The 17,079-nt window shown below is 61.7% G+C and carries 14 protein-coding genes and 2 pseudogenes; 14 read left to right on the top strand and 2 right to left on the bottom strand.

Annotated features, from left to right (window positions below):
* From BWP39_RS23660 to BWP39_RS23600, 13 genes and pseudogenes are all read left to right on the top strand, one after another.
* Positions 1-876: pseudogene (locus BWP39_RS23660) on the top strand (TauD/TfdA dioxygenase family protein); the annotation flags it as partial.
* Between the two features lie 73 nt (positions 877-949).
* Entirely contained in the window at positions 950-1,798 is an 849-nt protein-coding gene (locus BWP39_RS23655; RefSeq protein WP_096724616.1) for a class I SAM-dependent methyltransferase, read from the top strand.
* 41 nt (positions 1,799-1,839) lie between these two features.
* Entirely contained in the window at positions 1,840-2,619 is a 780-nt protein-coding gene (locus BWP39_RS23650) for an ATP-grasp fold amidoligase family protein (protein WP_096726126.1), read from the top strand.
* Positions 2,613-3,692 (top strand): sulfotransferase, encoded by a 1,080-nt coding sequence (locus BWP39_RS23645; RefSeq protein WP_407944805.1) that lies wholly within the window; start codon positions 2,613-2,615, stop codon positions 3,690-3,692. The genes BWP39_RS23650 and BWP39_RS23645 overlap by 7 nt, the downstream gene beginning before the upstream one ends.
* Before the next feature lie 19 nt (positions 3,693-3,711).
* Positions 3,712-4,536 (top strand): transketolase, encoded by an 825-nt coding sequence (locus BWP39_RS23640; RefSeq protein ID WP_170043929.1) that lies wholly within the window; start codon positions 3,712-3,714, stop codon positions 4,534-4,536.
* Positions 4,533-5,441, top strand: coding sequence for a transketolase family protein (locus BWP39_RS23635; RefSeq protein WP_096724612.1), 909 nt, complete (start codon positions 4,533-4,535; stop codon positions 5,439-5,441). The genes BWP39_RS23640 and BWP39_RS23635 overlap by 4 nt, the downstream gene beginning before the upstream one ends.
* Positions 5,438-6,529 (top strand): hypothetical protein, encoded by a 1,092-nt coding sequence (locus tag BWP39_RS23630; RefSeq protein WP_170043897.1) that lies wholly within the window; start codon positions 5,438-5,440, stop codon positions 6,527-6,529. Before BWP39_RS23635 ends, BWP39_RS23630 begins: the two co-directional genes overlap by 4 nt.
* Positions 6,530-6,619: 90 nt before the next feature.
* Positions 6,620-7,747: an acyltransferase family protein gene (locus BWP39_RS23625; protein WP_096726123.1), complete on the top strand. Its 1,128-nt coding sequence runs from the start codon at positions 6,620-6,622 to the stop codon at positions 7,745-7,747.
* Positions 7,748-7,786: 39 nt separating this feature from the next.
* Entirely contained in the window at positions 7,787-8,881 is a 1,095-nt protein-coding gene (locus BWP39_RS23620; protein WP_096724610.1) for a phosphoserine transaminase, read from the top strand.
* A gap of 78 nt (positions 8,882-8,959) precedes the next feature.
* Positions 8,960-9,754: pseudogene (locus tag BWP39_RS23615) on the top strand (glycosyltransferase family 2 protein); the annotation flags it as partial.
* A gap of 101 nt (positions 9,755-9,855) precedes the next feature.
* The gene (cysD, locus tag BWP39_RS23610; protein WP_096724606.1) at positions 9,856-10,818 is read left to right on the top strand and encodes a sulfate adenylyltransferase subunit CysD; all 963 of its coding nucleotides are present in this window, start codon (positions 9,856-9,858) and stop codon (positions 10,816-10,818) included.
* Between the two features lie 11 nt (positions 10,819-10,829).
* Positions 10,830-12,146, top strand: a complete 1,317-nt coding sequence (locus BWP39_RS23605; RefSeq protein WP_235851501.1) for a sulfate adenylyltransferase subunit 1 — start codon at positions 10,830-10,832, stop codon at positions 12,144-12,146.
* Between the two features lie 145 nt (positions 12,147-12,291).
* Positions 12,292-13,407 carry a hypothetical protein gene (locus tag BWP39_RS23600; protein WP_133116921.1) on the top strand — a complete coding sequence of 372 codons (1,116 nt, stop codon included), beginning with the start codon at positions 12,292-12,294 and terminating at the stop codon, positions 13,405-13,407.
* Positions 13,408-13,492: 85 nt separating this feature from the next.
* Here the strand turns inward: BWP39_RS23600 and BWP39_RS23595 are convergent, their stop codons facing one another.
* The gene (locus tag BWP39_RS23595) at positions 13,493-14,680 is read right to left on the bottom strand and encodes a multidrug effflux MFS transporter (protein WP_096724600.1); all 1,188 of its coding nucleotides are present in this window, start codon (positions 14,678-14,680) and stop codon (positions 13,493-13,495) included.
* Positions 14,681-14,761: 81 nt separating this feature from the next.
* Positions 14,762-15,022, bottom strand: a complete 261-nt coding sequence (locus tag BWP39_RS23590) for an acyl carrier protein (RefSeq protein WP_096724598.1) — start codon at positions 15,020-15,022, stop codon at positions 14,762-14,764.
* A 697-nt stretch (positions 15,023-15,719) separates the two neighbouring features.
* Between BWP39_RS23590 and BWP39_RS23585 the strand changes: the two genes are divergently transcribed.
* Positions 15,720-17,075 carry a class I adenylate-forming enzyme family protein gene (locus BWP39_RS23585; protein WP_096724596.1) on the top strand — a complete coding sequence of 452 codons (1,356 nt, stop codon included), beginning with the start codon at positions 15,720-15,722 and terminating at the stop codon, positions 17,073-17,075.
* The last annotated feature ends 4 nt before the right edge of the window (positions 17,076-17,079 follow it).

The raw sequence follows: 17,079 nt of genomic DNA, 5'->3' as shown, positions 1-17,079 counted from the left end.
ATGGAAACACTGGACATCCGCAGGTTGAGCGGGACCATTGGTGCGGAGGTGCGCAATCGCACGCTCGCAGGCATCGTCGAGAGTGGACATGTCGACGAGATCCGTCAGGCGCTGCTGCGCTACAAGGTGTTGTTCTTCACGAACCAGCCTGATCTGAGCGCTGAAACGCAGATCGCATTTGGCAAGCTGTTCGGTGAAATCGAAACGAACTTTCCTTCGTTTTCTGCAAAGCCCGAAGGGCAGCCTGAGATCACCGTATTCGACGCCAACGTACCGAGCGGCCGCGCATCGATCTGGCACACCGACCTGAGTATCGCCAAAGCACCGACCGCGATGGGGATTCTGTGCGTGAAGGAGACACCGGAAAGCGGCGGCGACACGATGTGGGCCGATCTCGAGGCCGCTTACGCTGCGCTGTCTCCGGGCATGCAGACGTTCCTCGAAGGGCAACGCGCCGTACACGACATGATGAGCCAGCAGTATGCGGAGCGGCCGGGTGCGTTCCAGACGCAAGGCCGTTCCGACATCGATCTGTCGAAGGTGTTCAGTGCCGAGCATCCGGTCGTGCGGGTGCATCCGGAGACGGGGCGCAAGTGTCTGTTCATCGATCCGTTCATGACGTCCCACATCACAGGCTTCCACTCGGCAGAGAGCGCGACGATCCTGAACTACCTGTATGCGGAGATGGAGAAGCCGCAGTACACGGTGCGCTGGCACTGGTCGAATGGCGACGTTGCCCTCTGGGACAACCGCTGCACGATGCACACGGCGGTCGACGATTACGGAACGGGGCGGCGCTTCGCCCAACGTGTCTGCGTGCGTGGAGATGTGCCCTACGGCGTCGGCGAGTGCGCACCTGCGGCCGCGACGGCCGCAGCAGCAGCCCCAGTTGGCGCTGATCGCCGCAGCGTGGCCACGGCCGCTTCCTCAATCTAGCGCGAGTGTCCCCATGTCAAATCAGTTAATCCAGTCGAACGTCGATTTTTCCGGCAGCGCATTTCTCGCATCGAGCAACGTGCGTGCGAATGCACACCGTCTGAACTGGCGCTCGAAAGTGCTGGTCAGCGGCTATGCGAACGATTTCAACGGCAAGCGCGTGCTCGACCTCGCGAGTCACGACGGGCGCTTCATGCACGCGGCGCTCGCGCACGGTGCGACGAGCGTCGTCGGGGTCGAGGTGCGTGCCGATCACATCGACAGCGCGCGGGCCAATCTTGCGCAAGGCGGACATAGCCGGGACCGCTATGAGGTGGTGTCCGCGGATCTGGTCGAGTATCTGAAGTCGGTGGAACCCGGTGGGTTCGACACGATTCTCTGCTTCGGCGTGTTGAGCCATCTGATCGAACACGTCGACGTCATGCGCGAGATCGGTCGCATCGCGCCCGGTGCCTTCATCCTCGACACATGGGTTGCGCTCGAGCGCTGGAACCTCTGGGAGCGGTTGCGCAACCATCGCGTCAACTCGTTTGTCCGGCGTACCCAGCAGGGCGGACTCGCCAACGCTTCTCTGCGCGGTCGCGTACAGAGTTGGTTGAACGACGTCGTGCCGGGTCCACGCAGCCGCACCGGCAACCTCGTGTTCCTTTACGAGGATGCCGCGGCGCCTGGCGCGACCGCGCGTCAGAGCGGCCTGATGGGCTGGGCTAACTGCTCGCTCGTCGAGATGCTGTTCGACCACTTCGGGCTCACGCACGAACGGGTCGACTGGCGTGCGCAGGGTGTCGACGACTGGAGCGAGCTGGAAGATTATCGGCGCGGCAATCGCGAGAGCTGGGTGGCACGCGGCAGCCGTGCGTAAGGTTCAAATGAGGTTCGAATAGTGTGCGAATGGAGACCAAGGTGAATACATTCAGAGAGAAAGTGCAGGCAAGGTGGCCGCATTACGACGACCGGCGCGGCGTCTTCCGGCGAGGCGCCACGCAGGACGAGATGCGGCGTGTGGCTAGCGAGACCCAGCTCGATTGCAAGCTGACGTGTCGCAGCCACCTGCAGGCGTATGCGGAATATCTGCCGAAGCTGTACTTCGAGGGCAACCCCGCCGACATCGATTTCGCGAAGCTGCCGGCGCGTTACGTGATCAAGCCGCGGTGCCAGACCGGTGTGCTGATGCTGATGGATCACGGGGTCGATCTGAAGACCGGCAGGCCGGTTGACAATGCGCAGATCCGCGCGTTCTTCGAGCAGCAGTGGTGCTATCGCGGGCTGAACAACGACGTGCTGATCGAAGAGATGATCGAGAATCGCGATGGTTCACCGTGCGTGTCGCAATTCAAGTGTCTGACCTTCCACGGGCGGGTCGAATATATCCACTACGTGAGCGTCGGCTACGACCTCGGCTGCATCGCCTACGACTACGACCGGGACTGGAATCGCGTTGCGCTGTATCACAGCGCACAACCGGTCGAGCGCGGCATTGCCCGCCCCGTGCATTTCCCGATGGTGATTGCGCTCGCCGAGCATCTCGCGGAGTACTACCGGAACTGGACGGGCATCGAGCACGTGCGGGTCGATCTCTTCGATTCGGACAAGGGACCGGTGTTCGGCGAGTACGCGGGCGGAACGAACGGCGGCGAAGGGTTTACCGAGGACGCGCAGATTCTGCTCGGCTCGCTGTGGTGAGCGGCGCGCGTGATGTACCGATGCCGCATGACCGGGCCCATGAGACGACGATGAACCGGTTGACCTCCCATCCGGCCCGGCCGGTGCGTGTGCTACGCGTCCTGGCATCGCAGCACGTGGATTCGACGCGGATGCTCCGGCCGGGCGATTTCGTGACCGAGGCGGTCGCGCAGGCGGCAAGCCCGCGCGAGGTCGACGACTGGCAGCGCTATGTGCCGTTGTGCGTCGACTGGCGCGAGGCGCGGCTGTTGTACAGCCGCTGGGACGACGACTGTGCGATGACCGATGTGCCGTTCCTGTACCAGCGCCAGCGGCGCACCGCACGGTGGTTGCTCGAGGTGCCGTTCGAGCATCTCGACACGTCCGGCCGCGCGACGCACATGGCACCGACCTTCATTTTTTCGGTGGGCCGCTGCGGCTCGACGCTGCTGTCGCGGCTGCTGGCCGCGGTGGGCGAGCAGGCCGTGTCGGAGCCCGACGTATTGACGAACGTCGCGCACTTCGACGATGACGCCGAGCGTGCGGCGGCCGATGGCGCGCGCGAGCGGATCGTGCAGAACTGCGTCGCGGCGTTCGAGCCCGCGTGCGGGCGCAAGCCGATCATCAAACTGCGGGCGCGCTGCAACCGCGCAGTCGATGTATTCCTGAACGCGATGCCCGCTGCGCACTATGTCTTCATGTGCCGCAACCGGGATGACTGGGTGCGATCCAATTCGCGTGCCTTTGGCGACAGCGGCGAAGCGCTCGCTGACCTGTTGAAGGCGTCGGTCGAGGCATTTGACCGGATGCACGCGGCGAGTGTCGATCCCACGCTCGTCTGGTACGAAGACCTGCTCGCAGACCCGGTAGGTGCGCTACAGCGCATCCTGCCCGCGCGTACCGATCTCGACACGTACCGCGCCGCGATCGAACAGGCGCTTGGCACCGACGCGCAGGAAGGCTCGAACCTGTCACGCGCGTCGCTCGCGGCCCGGGTCGACGATGCCGGCGCGCTCGCTGCATTCGAGGCGTGCTGGCGCGAGATCCGGCCCGAGCGGCTCCTGAACCTGCACGGTCTGTCGCAACTGCGCTGACCTTTTCTTCCGAACGGGAATTTCGATGAATCTCGACAATCAGGTGCTGGAAAATCGCAAGCGCGTGCTGACGATGCTGCACGGCGCGGACGGCGGTCATTTCGGCGGCGCGATGAGCGTGCTGGACACGCTCGTGGTGCTGTATCACCGTGTGCTCCGGCGCGACGCGGGACGTCTCGCCGATGGACTCAACGACCGGTTGATCCTGTCAAAAGGTCATGCATCGGTTGCGCTGTATGCGGTGCTTGCATCGGTCGGTGCACTGCCGGAAGAGGAGCTTGCAACCTACGGCAAGGGCGGCGGCCGCCTGCCGTGCCATCCGGACATGACGCTGCTCGACGCAGTCGATTTCTCGACGGGGTCGCTCGGCCAGGGGTTATCCGTTGGCCTGGGGATGGCGTTCGCGTTGCGGGGAACCGGTGCGCGAGTCTGGGTCGTTCTCGGTGACGGCGAATGCCAGGAAGGCCAGGTGTGGGAGGCGGCTCAGTTCGCGTCGCGCTACGGCGTCGACAACCTGCACGCGGTGGTCGACCTGAACGGTTTCCAGGAGATGGGCTGGCACGGCATCGACGGGGTGGTGCCCGATCCATTGCCCGATGCGGCACGCAAGTGGGCCGCGTTTGGCTGGCATGTCCACGAGGCGCCCGGGCACGATCTCGTTCAGCTCGAGACCGCATTGCACGCCATGACGGTGCGGCGCGGCCGGCCGAGCGTCCTGCTCGCGAGGACCGTGAAGGGACGCGGCATTCCCGCATTCGAGTTCGATCCCGGGCTGTCGCACTGCACATCGCTGACCGACGATCAGTTCAGGGAAGCCGTGGCCGTCGCGGAGGGTGTGGTATGAGGCCCGCTGCACATTGCGCACAGACGCTCGTCGAACGGGCTGGGCACGACCCGCGGATCTGGGTGCTGGACGGCGATCTCGCTGATTCGTATGGCGCAGATCGCTTCGCGTCCACGCACCCGGAGCGGTTTCTGATGGCGGGGATCGCCGAGCAGTCGATGGTGTCGACGGCGGCCGGGATGGCCGCGTGCGGGTTGCGGCCGTGGGTATTCTCGTTCGCGGCGTTCCTGTGCTTTCGCGCGTATGACCAGATACGTGTGGGTCTCGCGCAGACCGGCATGCCCGTGACGCTCGTCGGTTCGCACAGCGGCGGATGTGGCGGGCCGAATGGCAAGAGCCACCAGGCGTTGAACGATATCGCGGTGATGGCGTCGCTGCCGAACCTCGATATCTGGGCGCCGGGCAGCGACGCCGACACGCGCTTCGTCGTCGACGAGGTGATGAAGACGAACCGGCCCGCCTATATCCGCTATCCGCGCGAACCGTGGGGCGAACTGCCTGGCGAACCCGCCGAGTGTCGCTGGATCGGTCAGCGTCACCGGTTCGCGCTGGTGAGCTGCGGGTTGTTCACTCACGTAGCCGATGACGCAGCCGAGCGACTGCGTGCGCTCGACATCGATGCCGGTGTGATCCATCTGACGCGGCTGGCACCGTTCCCCACGTCGGCCTTCGATGCGCTGCTGAATGGTGTCGACGGAATCTGGATCGTCGATGACCATACGCGCTTTGGCGGTCTCGCCGATCTGCTTCGCTCTAACGGTTACGCGATTCGCGAACCGGTGTTCAGCTGGCCCGCGAACTGGAGTGGCGACGTGGGTTCGACCGCTGAACTGCTGCGGCGGTATCACCTGTCGGGCGCCGATATCGCCGGGCGGATTGCGGCCGATCTCGGACGGGGCACGTGAGCGTGCCGGTCGATCTGCTGGTGACGGGCACCGGCTCGCTCGCGGAAGCTGTGCTGTTTGATCTGATGGCGATGCCCACGGGTACCGGGCCGATGTCGATCATGCTGGCAGGGCGCAACGTGTCCCGGCTCACGTGGCTGTCGCAAGCCGCGAATGCGCGGGCGTGTGCGCTCGATATGCGCCATCGCGTCGCGCACCGTGCACTCGACTGGGATGCGCCCGACGATCTCGCGAGGTTGCTCGAGGCGTGCGCGCCGAAGCTGGTGTTTCATGCGGCGTCGCTGCAATCAATGTGGGAAATCGCAGGTGGCAACGACGCCTGGGCCGCCGGGATCCGTGCGAGCGGCTACGGCGCGACCTTGCCGTTGCAGGTCGCGCTGGCGCTGCGTGTCGCGCGCGCAATCGGCACACACGCGCCGTCGAGCCGGTTGATCAACGCGTGCTATCCGGATGCGTCGAACGAGATCCTGATGCGTCTCGGTCACGATGTGCTGTGCGGCATCGGCAATGTCGCGACGCTGACGGCAACGTATGCGGGGCATCTCGGCTTGAATCTCGATGCGCCGGCGCGACTCCGTATGCTCGCGCATCACTGGCAGATCACCGCGGCAATCGCCGGGCAGGGTCGACGACATCCGCCGCGCGTGTGGATCGGCGATGCGGCCGAAAGCAGGCCCGATGCGTTGCCCGACGTGCGGTTGCCGGCCGGTCCGGCGTTGAACCTGATCACCGGGGCAACCGGCGCACAATTGATTGGCGCAGCGCTCGGTCGTATCGAGCGGTATGCGGGGCACGCGCCCGGCCCACTCGGTCTGCCTGGCGGCTACCCCGTGGTGTTTGTCGATGGCCAGCTTCAGCTGGACCTGCCGCCTGGCGTGACGCGCGACGAGGCCGTGGCGAGCAATCGCGAGTGGGGACAGGAGGAAGGCGTCACGGTCGATGCGCACGGGATGGTGCGCATCACGTCGGACCAGGTAGCCGGTAAGGGTGCAACAGCGCTGCCACGGTCCTACGGTATCGACGAAATCGAAGATATCGCGCAACAGATGATCCACACGAAGGCGCGATTACAACGTTGTGCGGCATAAGCGGCATAAGCGGCCGATCGCGGACAGGCGGCGAGCCGTTCGGCGCGAAACATGAACTCTGAAACACGAACTCTGAAACAGGAATGGAAGATGGATTTGAAGAAACGCAGCGACGGTGTCGACCTTTTACGCGGGATCGCAATCCTGCTGGTGTTGATCCTGCATTTTCACCTGACGTACCGGTTGAACATCACGCCGTTCGATGCACCCTGGCTGTCCGATGCGATCAAGGCGGTCGCGCGCAACGGCAATTACGGTGTGACGATGTTCTTCGCGGTATCGGGCTACCTGATCACGTCGACGTCGGTCAAGCGCTTCGGCTCGCTCGGTGAAATCCGGCCTGCCGCGTTCTACCGGTTCCGTGCCTCACGGATCCTGCCGTGCCTCGTGCTCGTGCTGATCGTGATCGTCGCTCTGGGTTCGCTCGGCATGCGCTCGTTCGTCAACAAGCCTGACACCGCGAGCGTGCTCGTCTCGGTGCTGTCCGTGCTGACCTTCTGGCACAACGTGCTGATGGCCAAGGTGGGCTACTTCAACTACAGCATGAATATTCTCTGGTCCCTGTCGGTCGAGGAGGTGTTCTACCTGTCGTTCCCGATTATTTGCCTCCTGTTGCGGCGCCATCGCTACATCCTCCTGTTCCTGTGCGTGCCGATTATCGTCGGGCCGATCTACCGCAGCCTGCACGCCGACGACGAGATCGTGGCGCTCTATGGCTATCTGTCGTGCTTCGACGCGATAGCGATGGGGAGCTGCGTCGCGCTGCTGCCCGCGCGTACGCTTTCGCGCGGTCTGAGTCGGGCGATCCAGCTGGTTGCCGGTGCCGCGATCGCGGTGACCTACCTGTCCGGCCCGATCATGCAGCACGTGGTCTGGGGCGTCTCGGTCGTCGCACTCTGCACGGCGGTGCTGCTGTATAGCATCAAGAATGCCGCGCCACGCGAGGCGGCGGCGTCCCCCTGGGTGTCGCGCTTCATCCGCTGGTTCGGGCAGCGCAGTTACGAGCTGTATCTCTTTCACATCGTCGTGCTGGGCATCCTGCGTGAATACATCACACGGGAGAACGTCGGTATTGATGCGAAGCCGCTGTGGTTCATTTTTTTCCTCGGCGTGTCGGCGGTGGTTGCGCAGGTCATTTTCAAGTACTACTCGGAACCGCTCAACCGCGGGCTCAGGCGCGGTGTCGCGCGCCCATCGCCCAGCTATCAGCAAAAGTAATCGATTCCTGCCGTCATCTTGTTTCGGGAGCGTCATCAGATGCATCGTAATCAGTTGAATTTTTCGGGTGGCCCCGGCGCGCTACCCGACTCCGTGTTGCAGCAGGCTCAGCAAGCCGTTGTCGAGTTGCCGGAAACCGGTCTCTCTGTGCTCGGGATGAGCCACCGGTCCAGCTGGTTCGTGGACCTGCTCGCGCAGACGGAAGCGGACCTGCGTGCGTTGCTGCAGGTTCCGGATGACTACAGCGTGGCGTTCCTGCAAGGCGGCAGCAGCCTGCAGTTCTCGATGATCCCGATGAATTTCTCGGTGCCGGGCGCTGCCGCAGCGGAGTACGTCACAACCGGCTACTGGAGCCGCAAGGTGCTGGAGGAGGCATCGCGCGTCGGGGCGATGCGGGTGATCTGGGACGGCGCAGCCAGCGGTTACCGCGCGCTACCGTCGCTCGATGCGCTCGACTGGGACACGCGCGCGTCGTTTCGCCATTACGTGTCTAACGAAACCGTCGAGGGGCTGCAGTTTCCGGCGGTCACCGATCTGCCGGGTAGTCCGCTGATCGCGGACATGTCCTCGGACTTCATGTCGAAGCCGTTCGATGTGCGGGCCTATGGGATGGTCTACGCGCACGCGCAAAAAAACCTGGGACCGGCCGGTGTGACGGTGACGCTGATCCGCAACGCGCTGCTCGAACGCACCCCCGACACCCTGCCACCGATGCTCGACTACCGGACGCACATCAAGCATCGCTCGAACTACAACACGCCGCCGGTGTTTGCGATCTATGTGATGGCGAAGGTGCTGCACTGGATCCGCGACGAAATCGGTGGTCTCGACGCGATGCGCGACATCAACTCGCGTAAGGCCGCCGCGCTCTACGCGACGCTCGACGGGTTGCGCGAGGTGGTCGATTGTCATGCGGAGAAAGCGGCGCGCTCGATGATGAACATCGCGTTCCGCTTCAAGGATGCGCGGCTCGACACGCTGTTCAAGGAGAAATCCACCGAAGCCGGCTTGTCTGGCCTGGGCGGCCACCGTTCGCTCGGCGGCATGCGTGCGTCGCTGTACAACGCCGTGTCGGAACAGGCGGTGAAGCGCTTGACCACATTCATCAACGAGTTCGCGGTCCGGTATGCATGACCGGCACGACGTCGTGCAACGCGCCGTAACCGTGGCGCCCATTGCATCGACGCGAGCGCAACCCAGAGGAGACTGACCATGCTTTCCATCATCGTGACGTGGCGCAACCGCAACGAACTGGCCGGCGCGCTGCCCGGACTCGTTGAGACCGCGAACCGCCTGAACGGCGAAGTCGTGATCGTGAACTTCGGTGGCGACGCTGGCGTGCTGGCTCGACAGATCGAGGGTCATGAGCACGCGGTTCAGGTCGTCGAACTCGGCGAACAACCGTATTTCCACAAGACAAAGGCACAGAACCTCGGCGCGCACTCGGCGCGTCACGATGTGCTGTTCTTTTGCGACTGCGACATCATCGTCGATCCAGACGCAATCGCCTCACTGGTGCGCGAGCTGGTTGCCACACCAGGCCGGTTCGCGACGCTGAAAGGCGTGCGCGAGACAGAACAGAACTCGCGGCAGGCGAAGAACGTGGTGCGTTTCGGTTATCGCCTCGACGTCAGGATCCGCAATGGTCGCGAACTCACGATTCTCGACAACGAGGAAGACGCGCAGGACGGCACGCGCCAGGCGCCCGGGTTGCTGTTCGTCAGGAAGCAGGACTTCCTGTCGGTGAACGGCTACAACGGGCGTCTGCACGGTTGGGGTTGGGAGGACCAGGACATGGTCTCGCGATTGACTCTTGGGGCAGGGCTCGCGCGACATATCGACGGCCACGCGCTGCATATTTCGCACGACGACCACGCGCGCGTATCGCAGTACCCGATGGAGAACCGCTGGGAAAGCCGTGACAAGATGTTCCGGCAGGCGTTGGCCTACTACGATGACGACGATTTTCGCGGCACGTTTGCCGAGGACGTCGAGCATCTCGCGGCAGATCTGGTCGTCACGTACCCAGGAGCCACGCGTTCCGGACTATATGGCGATAGTCCCGCGTCGGGCAACCCGACTCGCCTTCAGAGCCAGGGACCTGGACAATGAGCACGATGCTCGATCGATCCACTTTTGCTGGATCTGCTGGCATCGACCACCGGATGGATCACCTCGACTGGCTCGAAGCCGAGTCGATTCACATCCTGCGTGAACTGGTCGCTGAATGCAGCAAGCCCGCGCTGCTGTTTTCGGGCGGCAAGGATTCGGTGGTCGTGCTGCATCTCGCGTTGAAGGCCTTTGGTCTCGGTGCGAACCGCAAGACGTCGCTGCCGTTTCCGCTCGTGCATATCGACACCGGTCACAACTACGCTGAAGTGATCGACTTCCGCGATCGCCGCGCGCAGGAAATCGGCGCGGAACTGGTGGTGGGTCACGTTGAGGATTCGATCAAACGCGGCACCGTGCGTCTGCGCCGCGAGACCGATTCGCGCAATGCCGCGCAGGCTGTCACGCTACTCGAGACGATCGCGCAGCACGGCTATACCGCGATGATCGGCGGCGCGCGCCGCGACGAAGAAAAGGCGCGGGCGAAAGAACGCATCTTCTCGTTCCGCGACGAATTCGGCCAGTGGGATCCGAAGGCACAGCGCCCCGAACTGTGGAGCCTCTTCAACGCGCGGCTGCATCAAGGCGAACACCTGCGCGTGTTCCCGATTTCGAACTGGACCGAACTCGATGTGTGGCAATACATCGCGCGCGAACAGCTCGAACTGCCGTCGATCTATTACGCGCATCAGCGCGAGATCGTGCGCCGTAATGGTCTGCTAGTGCCGGTTACGCCGCTGACGCCGATTCGCGCGGGTGAGACCAGCGAAACCGCGCTGGTGCGTTTCCGTACGGTTGGCGATATCAGCTGCACGTGCCCGGTGGAAAGCGATGCCGACGATCTCGAGAAGATCATCGCCGAAACGGCCGTGACGGAAATCACGGAGCGCGGCGCGACGCGGATGGACGACCAGACGTCGGAAGCCGCGATGGAACAGCGCAAGAAGCAGGGTTATTTCTAAGGCATTCGCTAATCATGAGCATTCATCAACCAGAAGACCTCGGCGTGCTGCGCTTCATCACGGCGGGCAGCGTCGACGACGGCAAGAGCACACTGATCGGCCGCCTGCTGTACGACAGCAAGGCCGTGTTGTCGGATCAACTGTCGGCGCTGTCGCGTGCGAAGAACAAGCGCACCGTCGGCGACGAAATCGACCTGTCGCTGCTGACCGACGGCCTCGAAGCCGAGCGCGAGCAGGGCATCACGATCGATGTCGCGTATCGCTACTTCGCGACCGCGAAACGCAAGTTCATCATCGCCGATACGCCGGGTCACGAGCAGTACACGCGCAACATGGTGACGGGTGCCTCGACCGCGCATGCGGCGATCATTCTCGTCGACGCGACGCGCGTCACATTCGAGAACGGCGTCGCGCAACTGCTGCCGCAGACCAAGCGTCACAGCGCGCTCGTCAAGCTGCTCGGTCTGCAGCACGCGATCGTCGCGATCAACAAGATGGATCTGGTCGACTACAGCGAAGCGCGGTTCAACGAGATCCGCGATGCGTATGTCGAACTCGCGCGTCATCTGGGGCTTGCCGATGTGCGTTTCGTGCCGGTGTCGGCGCTGAAGGGCGACAACATCGTCACAGCCAGCGAGCGTATGCCGTGGTACGCGGGCGAGCCGCTGCTCGACGTGCTCGAAGCGTTGCCCGTCGAACAGCCGACCGGCCAGGCGCTACGTTTCCCGGTGCAGTGGGTGGCGCGCCAGGACGGCAGCCAGGCTGACGATTTCCGCGGCTATATGGGCCGTGTCGAATCTGGCGAAGTGAAGCTCGGCGATACGATCGTCGTGCTGCCCGCGAACCGTGAAGCGACGGTGAGCGAAATCATCGCGCCGGTGCCGGGTGGTACGGCACAGGTGGATCGCGCGTTTGCCGGACAGACGGTGACGATCCGCCTCGCGGAGGATGTCGATGTGTCGCGCGGCGATACGTTTGTGGCGGCCGGGCAATCGGTTGAGTCGACAAAGAAGCTCGAAGCGGACCTGTGCTGGTTCGACGAAGTGCCGCTGTCGACACAACACAAGTACCTGCTGAAGCACACCACCAACACGGTGTTCGCACGGATCGGCGCAGTCCGTGAAGTGCTCGACGTGCATACGCTGTCGCACGCAGTCGACCGCCACGATCTCGCGATGAACGACATCGGCCGCGTGACGGTGACGCTTCAGCAGTCTCTCGTTTGCGACACGTACGCGACGCATCAGGGCACCGGTGCATTCGTGCTGATCGACGAGGTGTCGCACCACACGGTAGCCGCCGGGATGATTCACGCCTGCTCCACGTGAAGGGCGGCAAGCCACGCCTCACCGTCCCGGCTCGCGTGCCGATACGCACATGCCCGACCAGAAGAACGGTCGACATGGCTTCTTTGATTTGCAATTCGCAGGCCCCACACATAACTGGTCTTGCATGACCATTCGGAGAATACGCATGACGCTTACTGCTTTGATGGCGAACGAGAGATCCGGCTCAACAGAAATTCGCCACACCGACGATTCGTACTCCAACCTCCTCACGGAGATGACGGACCGGTTTCCAGAGTCATCGCGATATCTGGATCTCGACAGAATCCGCAGCATGGATCTCGTGGCGGTACACGACGACCTGCGCAAGATTGACGCGGGCGGTTTTTCTCACGAGAGCGTGGGCGGCCACTACGGACGCCAGCAGTTGAATGTGGGCAAGGTGCTGTCGCGGCGTCACGGCTATCTCGCGCTCGCTCGCCTGCTGCAACGTAGCCATCGCTGGCAGCGCGACCACGTTCTGTTCGATGTGCTGGCGGGCAATGGCACGTTCGATCGCGTCATGCAAGGTCTCGTCGATGAGCGGCCCAGATATGTCGGCAACGACGTGTCGATTACGATGGTGCGGCAGGCGCACGGCGACAACCGCCTGGTCTTCTACAGCGATCTGCGTACGCCGCTCGTACGGGAAGCGTTTGCGGATTACGGTGTGTCGTCGTATGGGACACACCATGTGCCGCCCGAAGAGCGCCGGGCGTTCGCCGCGGCAGCCGGGCGACGGATCAAGGCGGGCGGGACCTTTGTGCTGCAGGACTTTATCGAAGGCAGTCCGACAGCCGACTGGTACGCGGAATGTATTCATCAGTTTCGCAGCTGCGGCCATGAGTACCGGCACTTCGAGCGCAACGAGCTTGCCGGCCTGCTCGACGGCGCGGGTTTCGTCGACGTGTCCGAGCATCTGATCTACGACCCGTTCGTGATGCAGCTCGACGCAACCTGCGACGAGCTCGACGCGCGAGGCAGGTTCTACGACTATCTGATCGAACTATTCGCGCTCGATCGCCTGCAGAGGATCGTCGAGCTGGAAGGGCTTTCCACGCGCACGCTCGACAATCTGATGTCGCCGTATTTCCGGCTCACCGATGACGATCTGACAGAACTGCGCCGCGATACGGATACGAACGATGTGGCGGACGCATTGCTCGTGCGCGAGCTGACGGTCAAGTCGATCGATGGCGTTCGTTATCTGATTGCTCCGCGTGTCGCGATTGCCGCGGTTGGCACGCGAGCTGCAAACGCATGATGGAGATGGCATCCGCTAAGCGTTGAGTGTTGAGACTCCGCCGGCGTGTGTGGCACGCCGGCGGGGCATCGCACAAACCGCGGAATCAGGAGAGTCTGCGCGCCGGACGAACGTAGAACAGGAAGCAGGCCAGCATCAGGAACGCGCTGATCATCAGTACCCAGTCGAGCGATTGACGACTCACGACGAACCCGTAGACATAGAGGCTGCTGATGGCGAAGCCGGCACAGAACACGATCAGGCCGTACATCGCGCTTGCAGTACCCGCATTCTGAACGAACGGTCTGAGGCAGGACGACAGGCTACTCGGGAAGATCATCCCGAGTGACATGTAGATGAAGAACAAAGTGAGGATGAGCGTGAGGAGATCGTCGCGGCCGAATTCGGAAAGCAACTGGTTGGCGGTCACGGCGACGATCAGGATACCCATGCCATAACCGATGATCGTGACCGGGTCGCGCTTTCTCGCGATTCGGTTATTGGTGGTCGAGCCAATCAGGTAGCCGCATGAAATGAACAGCATGGCCCAGCCGTAGTCCGTCACCGCGAGCTGATACTTCACCTGAAGGACGAACGGACAGGCCACGTTGACGAGACTGAAAATACCGAACAGCAGCGCAAGCAGAATCACGTTCGAACGGAATGCGGGATTCTCGAAAAGCGTTCCGTAGGCACGGTAGAGCGAGAGCAGGCGGATGTCCTGACGGGGGCGCGGCAAGGTTTCCGGCATGCGAAGGTAAATAAACAGCGCAAGCACGAAGCCGAATACGATCAGCAGACAGAACGACGCACGCCATCCGAAATAGGCCTGCAGATACCCGCCAACCGTCGGTGCCAGAATCGGCACGAGTGCCCAGGCCATGGCGAGAGACGAGGACGCGATCGGCAGCTTCGCCGCCTGAAAGCTGTCGCGCATGATGGCGCGGGCGCAGACGCTGGTGGCGCCCAGTGCGATGCCCTGGGTTGCGCGCAGTATCTGGAGCACGGTGACATTGGTCGACAGTACGATGCCGATGGTCGACAGCAGGAACAGCACGAGCCCGAACAGCAGGACCGGCCTTCGTCCATGATAGTCAGAGAGCGGGCCGTAGATGATTTGCGACCCGCCGTATCCGAACAGAAAAATCGCGATGCTGAACTGGATTTCCTGCTGGGTCGCGGAAAAGACATGCACCATCTCCGGAGCCGACGGCAGGTAAATGTCGATCGTCATCTGGCTCAGTACGACCAGAAGGATGATCAGAACCAGCCTTTTTCTTTCCTCGGGGGTCATCAGTTGTATCCCATGAGCAGCTATGGCCAGTTTTCGCACGCTCGCAGCCGGTGCGCGCAAGCGAGCGTCACGCAATCGACATTACTGTGCCTTGACGTGGCTCAGGCTGACGATCAGGCTGGTTAAGGAATCAATCGTCGCAAAGTTTTCTGGCGTGAACTGGTCGTCGTCGACACTAACCTGAAAGTGCTTTTCGATCTGGTCTTTCAGTTCGACAAAGCCCAGCGAATCGACGCCGAGGTCCTGGCGAAGAGAATGGGTGTCGAGAATCTTGTCTTTTTCGACTTCGACATAAAGTTCTTCGACCAGAATATCTTTGAGGCGGCTTTGGATATTTTCCATAGTGTTTCTCCTGATGTGTGAAGGTTTTACGTCCGGAAATACAATTCCCTGGCATATCCGGAAACCGGATGCGCCCAGATTGATCAATGCATTATGCGTACCGCATGGAAAGATGCGTTTTTTCAGATCATGATTGATGAGGTATTACGGGTTCATAGTGATCGAGGTAAACCACGATTTGATTTTCGTTTGAAGATTGCTATTGCGTTTGAACACGGCTGCTCGATGCGACTTCGCGAGCAGTTATAGGGCAACGTACAGACCTTGTCAATTTCTGGACGACATGGGTTGGCGTCACGCTGAAACCCCGTGAATCCTGCTTCAGGCGGTGATCGAAGCTGTTCCAGCCTCCTGGTCGGCTGACGATGACCGGCAAAAAATCCTCGCAACAACTGCCCCTCCGGCGGCAAATGGAATTGATTTCCGACTATCGCACCGACTCGCACTCTATTTCTATAGTCTACCGTACGTTTCTTAAGCCGGGTGTCGTTTCATTTGATCGAACATCGGGTGTGTGCCATGAAGCATTTATGAATTTAACTTGAATACGCGACAACCTTCTTGACTCTCGACATTTTCGCAGACTAAGATGGGCGCGCAAATAAATTCTGCTATTGCAGAGCCCCAGACCACAATACAAGGTTCTATACCGACCAGTCTCTTCTTCGCGTAGTTCTTCCAGTCACAGGAAAATGGAATGAGTGAAGCCGCCAGCATGATCATTGACGGCGTGGGTGATCTCACGCGTCGTATTTCTGATTTCGGTAACAGTACGCCGAAGTACGAGCTGTTATTCCAGGGATATGCGGATCTGAAGTTACAGCCGGGGTCCGCGGTCGTGATACTCGCCCCCAATAGCGCTGAGTTTCTGTTTCACTGGATCGCCATTCTCGCCAATGGTCTCGTGCCATGCGCGATTGCGCCGTCGACGAAAAGCGCGTTCATCCAGCGGCTTTGTGAGTCGTTGAGTATCTCGGCCGTCGTCGGGCCACAAGTGGATGCCGCACGTTATCAGTCGAAGGACAGCAGCAGGATCGGTACGTTCGGCGCCGTGGTCGTGCAACGCGTTCCGCCGGCGTACGAGGCGTTCGATGTGCTCATTCTCACGACAGGTACCTCAGGATCGCAGACGGCCTGTGTCCATAGTGTCGATACGCTCGCGTGCAACGCGGGCATGACCAATCGGACGCTCAACATCGGCGCCGCCGACAGGCAGCTTGTCGTACTGCCGATGTATCACTCCTACGGGCTGATCACGCAAAGTATCGGGGCGATGATCAGCGGTTGCGAACTCAAGATCGATGGTCCGCCGTTCAATGCGAAACGCTATGCAGAGATCATTCGCGACGAGCGCATTACGGTAAGCGGCATTACGCCGACCATAGCGCGCGATCTGCTCGAAAGAGACGCCGTTCTCCCACCTTTGCGTTCACTGAGCATTGGCGGCGATCGCATGACGCGAGACGAGGTAGGGGCGCTTCTGAGCAAGCCTTTCATCAACGAACTCTACGTGACCTATGGCTTGACGGAAGCGGGACCGCGCGTGTCCGTGTTGCCAGCACACAAGTCGCTTCCGGAAACCCACGACTCCGTCGGGTTGGCCTTTAGTGGCGTCGAAACACGGATCGATGCGCCCAATGCCGATGGTGTCGGCCAGTTGCTGGTCAAGACACCGTCGATGTGCCGCCGCAAGGTCGGTGGAAATATTTCGCGTCAGCCAGTCACGGACGACGGTTTCCTCGAAACCGGCGACCTGTTCACTCAGGACGCAAACGGCTATCTGCGTTACGTGGCGCGCAAGTCGGATGTGTTGATCATCAAGGGCGAAAAGATCAACGTGCGAAGTGTGGATCAGGTGGCCCGGCAACATCCGGACATCGAGTTTTCGCGCACGGTCGAGGGCGAGGCGAGTTCGCTCGTGACGTTGGTCTGGGCGAGAGACAACAAGGCACTCGATCTCGATGAGATCAGGAAATTCATGAAGGCGTCACTGCGACTGCATGAGGTTCCGGATCAGCTCATCCAGAAGCAGCCGGACGACTTCCATAAATAACCGT

Origin of the sequence: Paraburkholderia acidicola, assembly GCF_002362315.1 — a bacterium.
GTDB lineage: Bacteria > Pseudomonadota > Gammaproteobacteria > Burkholderiales > Burkholderiaceae > Paraburkholderia > Paraburkholderia acidicola.
This window is presented reverse-complemented; position numbering and strand designations above follow the sequence as displayed.

What these genes read in the sequence shown, in the direction of transcription:
- BWP39_RS23600 (WP_133116921.1), top strand. Translation starts at nt 12,292, where the DNA reads ATGACGCTTACTGCTTTGATGGCGAACGAGAGATCCGGCTCAACAGAA.
- cysD (WP_096724606.1), top strand. Translation starts at nt 9,856, where the DNA reads ATGAGCACGATGCTCGATCGATCCACTTTTGCTGGATCTGCTGGCATC.
- BWP39_RS23625 (WP_096726123.1), top strand. Translation starts at nt 6,620, where the DNA reads ATGGATTTGAAGAAACGCAGCGACGGTGTCGACCTTTTACGCGGGATC.
- BWP39_RS23655 (WP_096724616.1), top strand. Translation starts at nt 950, where the DNA reads ATGTCAAATCAGTTAATCCAGTCGAACGTCGATTTTTCCGGCAGCGCA.
- BWP39_RS23635 (WP_096724612.1), top strand. Translation starts at nt 4,533, where the DNA reads ATGAGGCCCGCTGCACATTGCGCACAGACGCTCGTCGAACGGGCTGGG.
- BWP39_RS23595 (WP_096724600.1), bottom strand. Translation starts at nt 14,680, where the DNA reads ATGACCCCCGAGGAAAGAAAAAGGCTGGTTCTGATCATCCTTCTGGTC.
- BWP39_RS23620 (WP_096724610.1), top strand. Translation starts at nt 7,787, where the DNA reads ATGCATCGTAATCAGTTGAATTTTTCGGGTGGCCCCGGCGCGCTACCC.
- BWP39_RS23590 (WP_096724598.1), bottom strand. Translation starts at nt 15,022, where the DNA reads ATGGAAAATATCCAAAGCCGCCTCAAAGATATTCTGGTCGAAGAACTT.
- BWP39_RS23585 (WP_096724596.1), top strand. Translation starts at nt 15,720, where the DNA reads ATGAGTGAAGCCGCCAGCATGATCATTGACGGCGTGGGTGATCTCACG.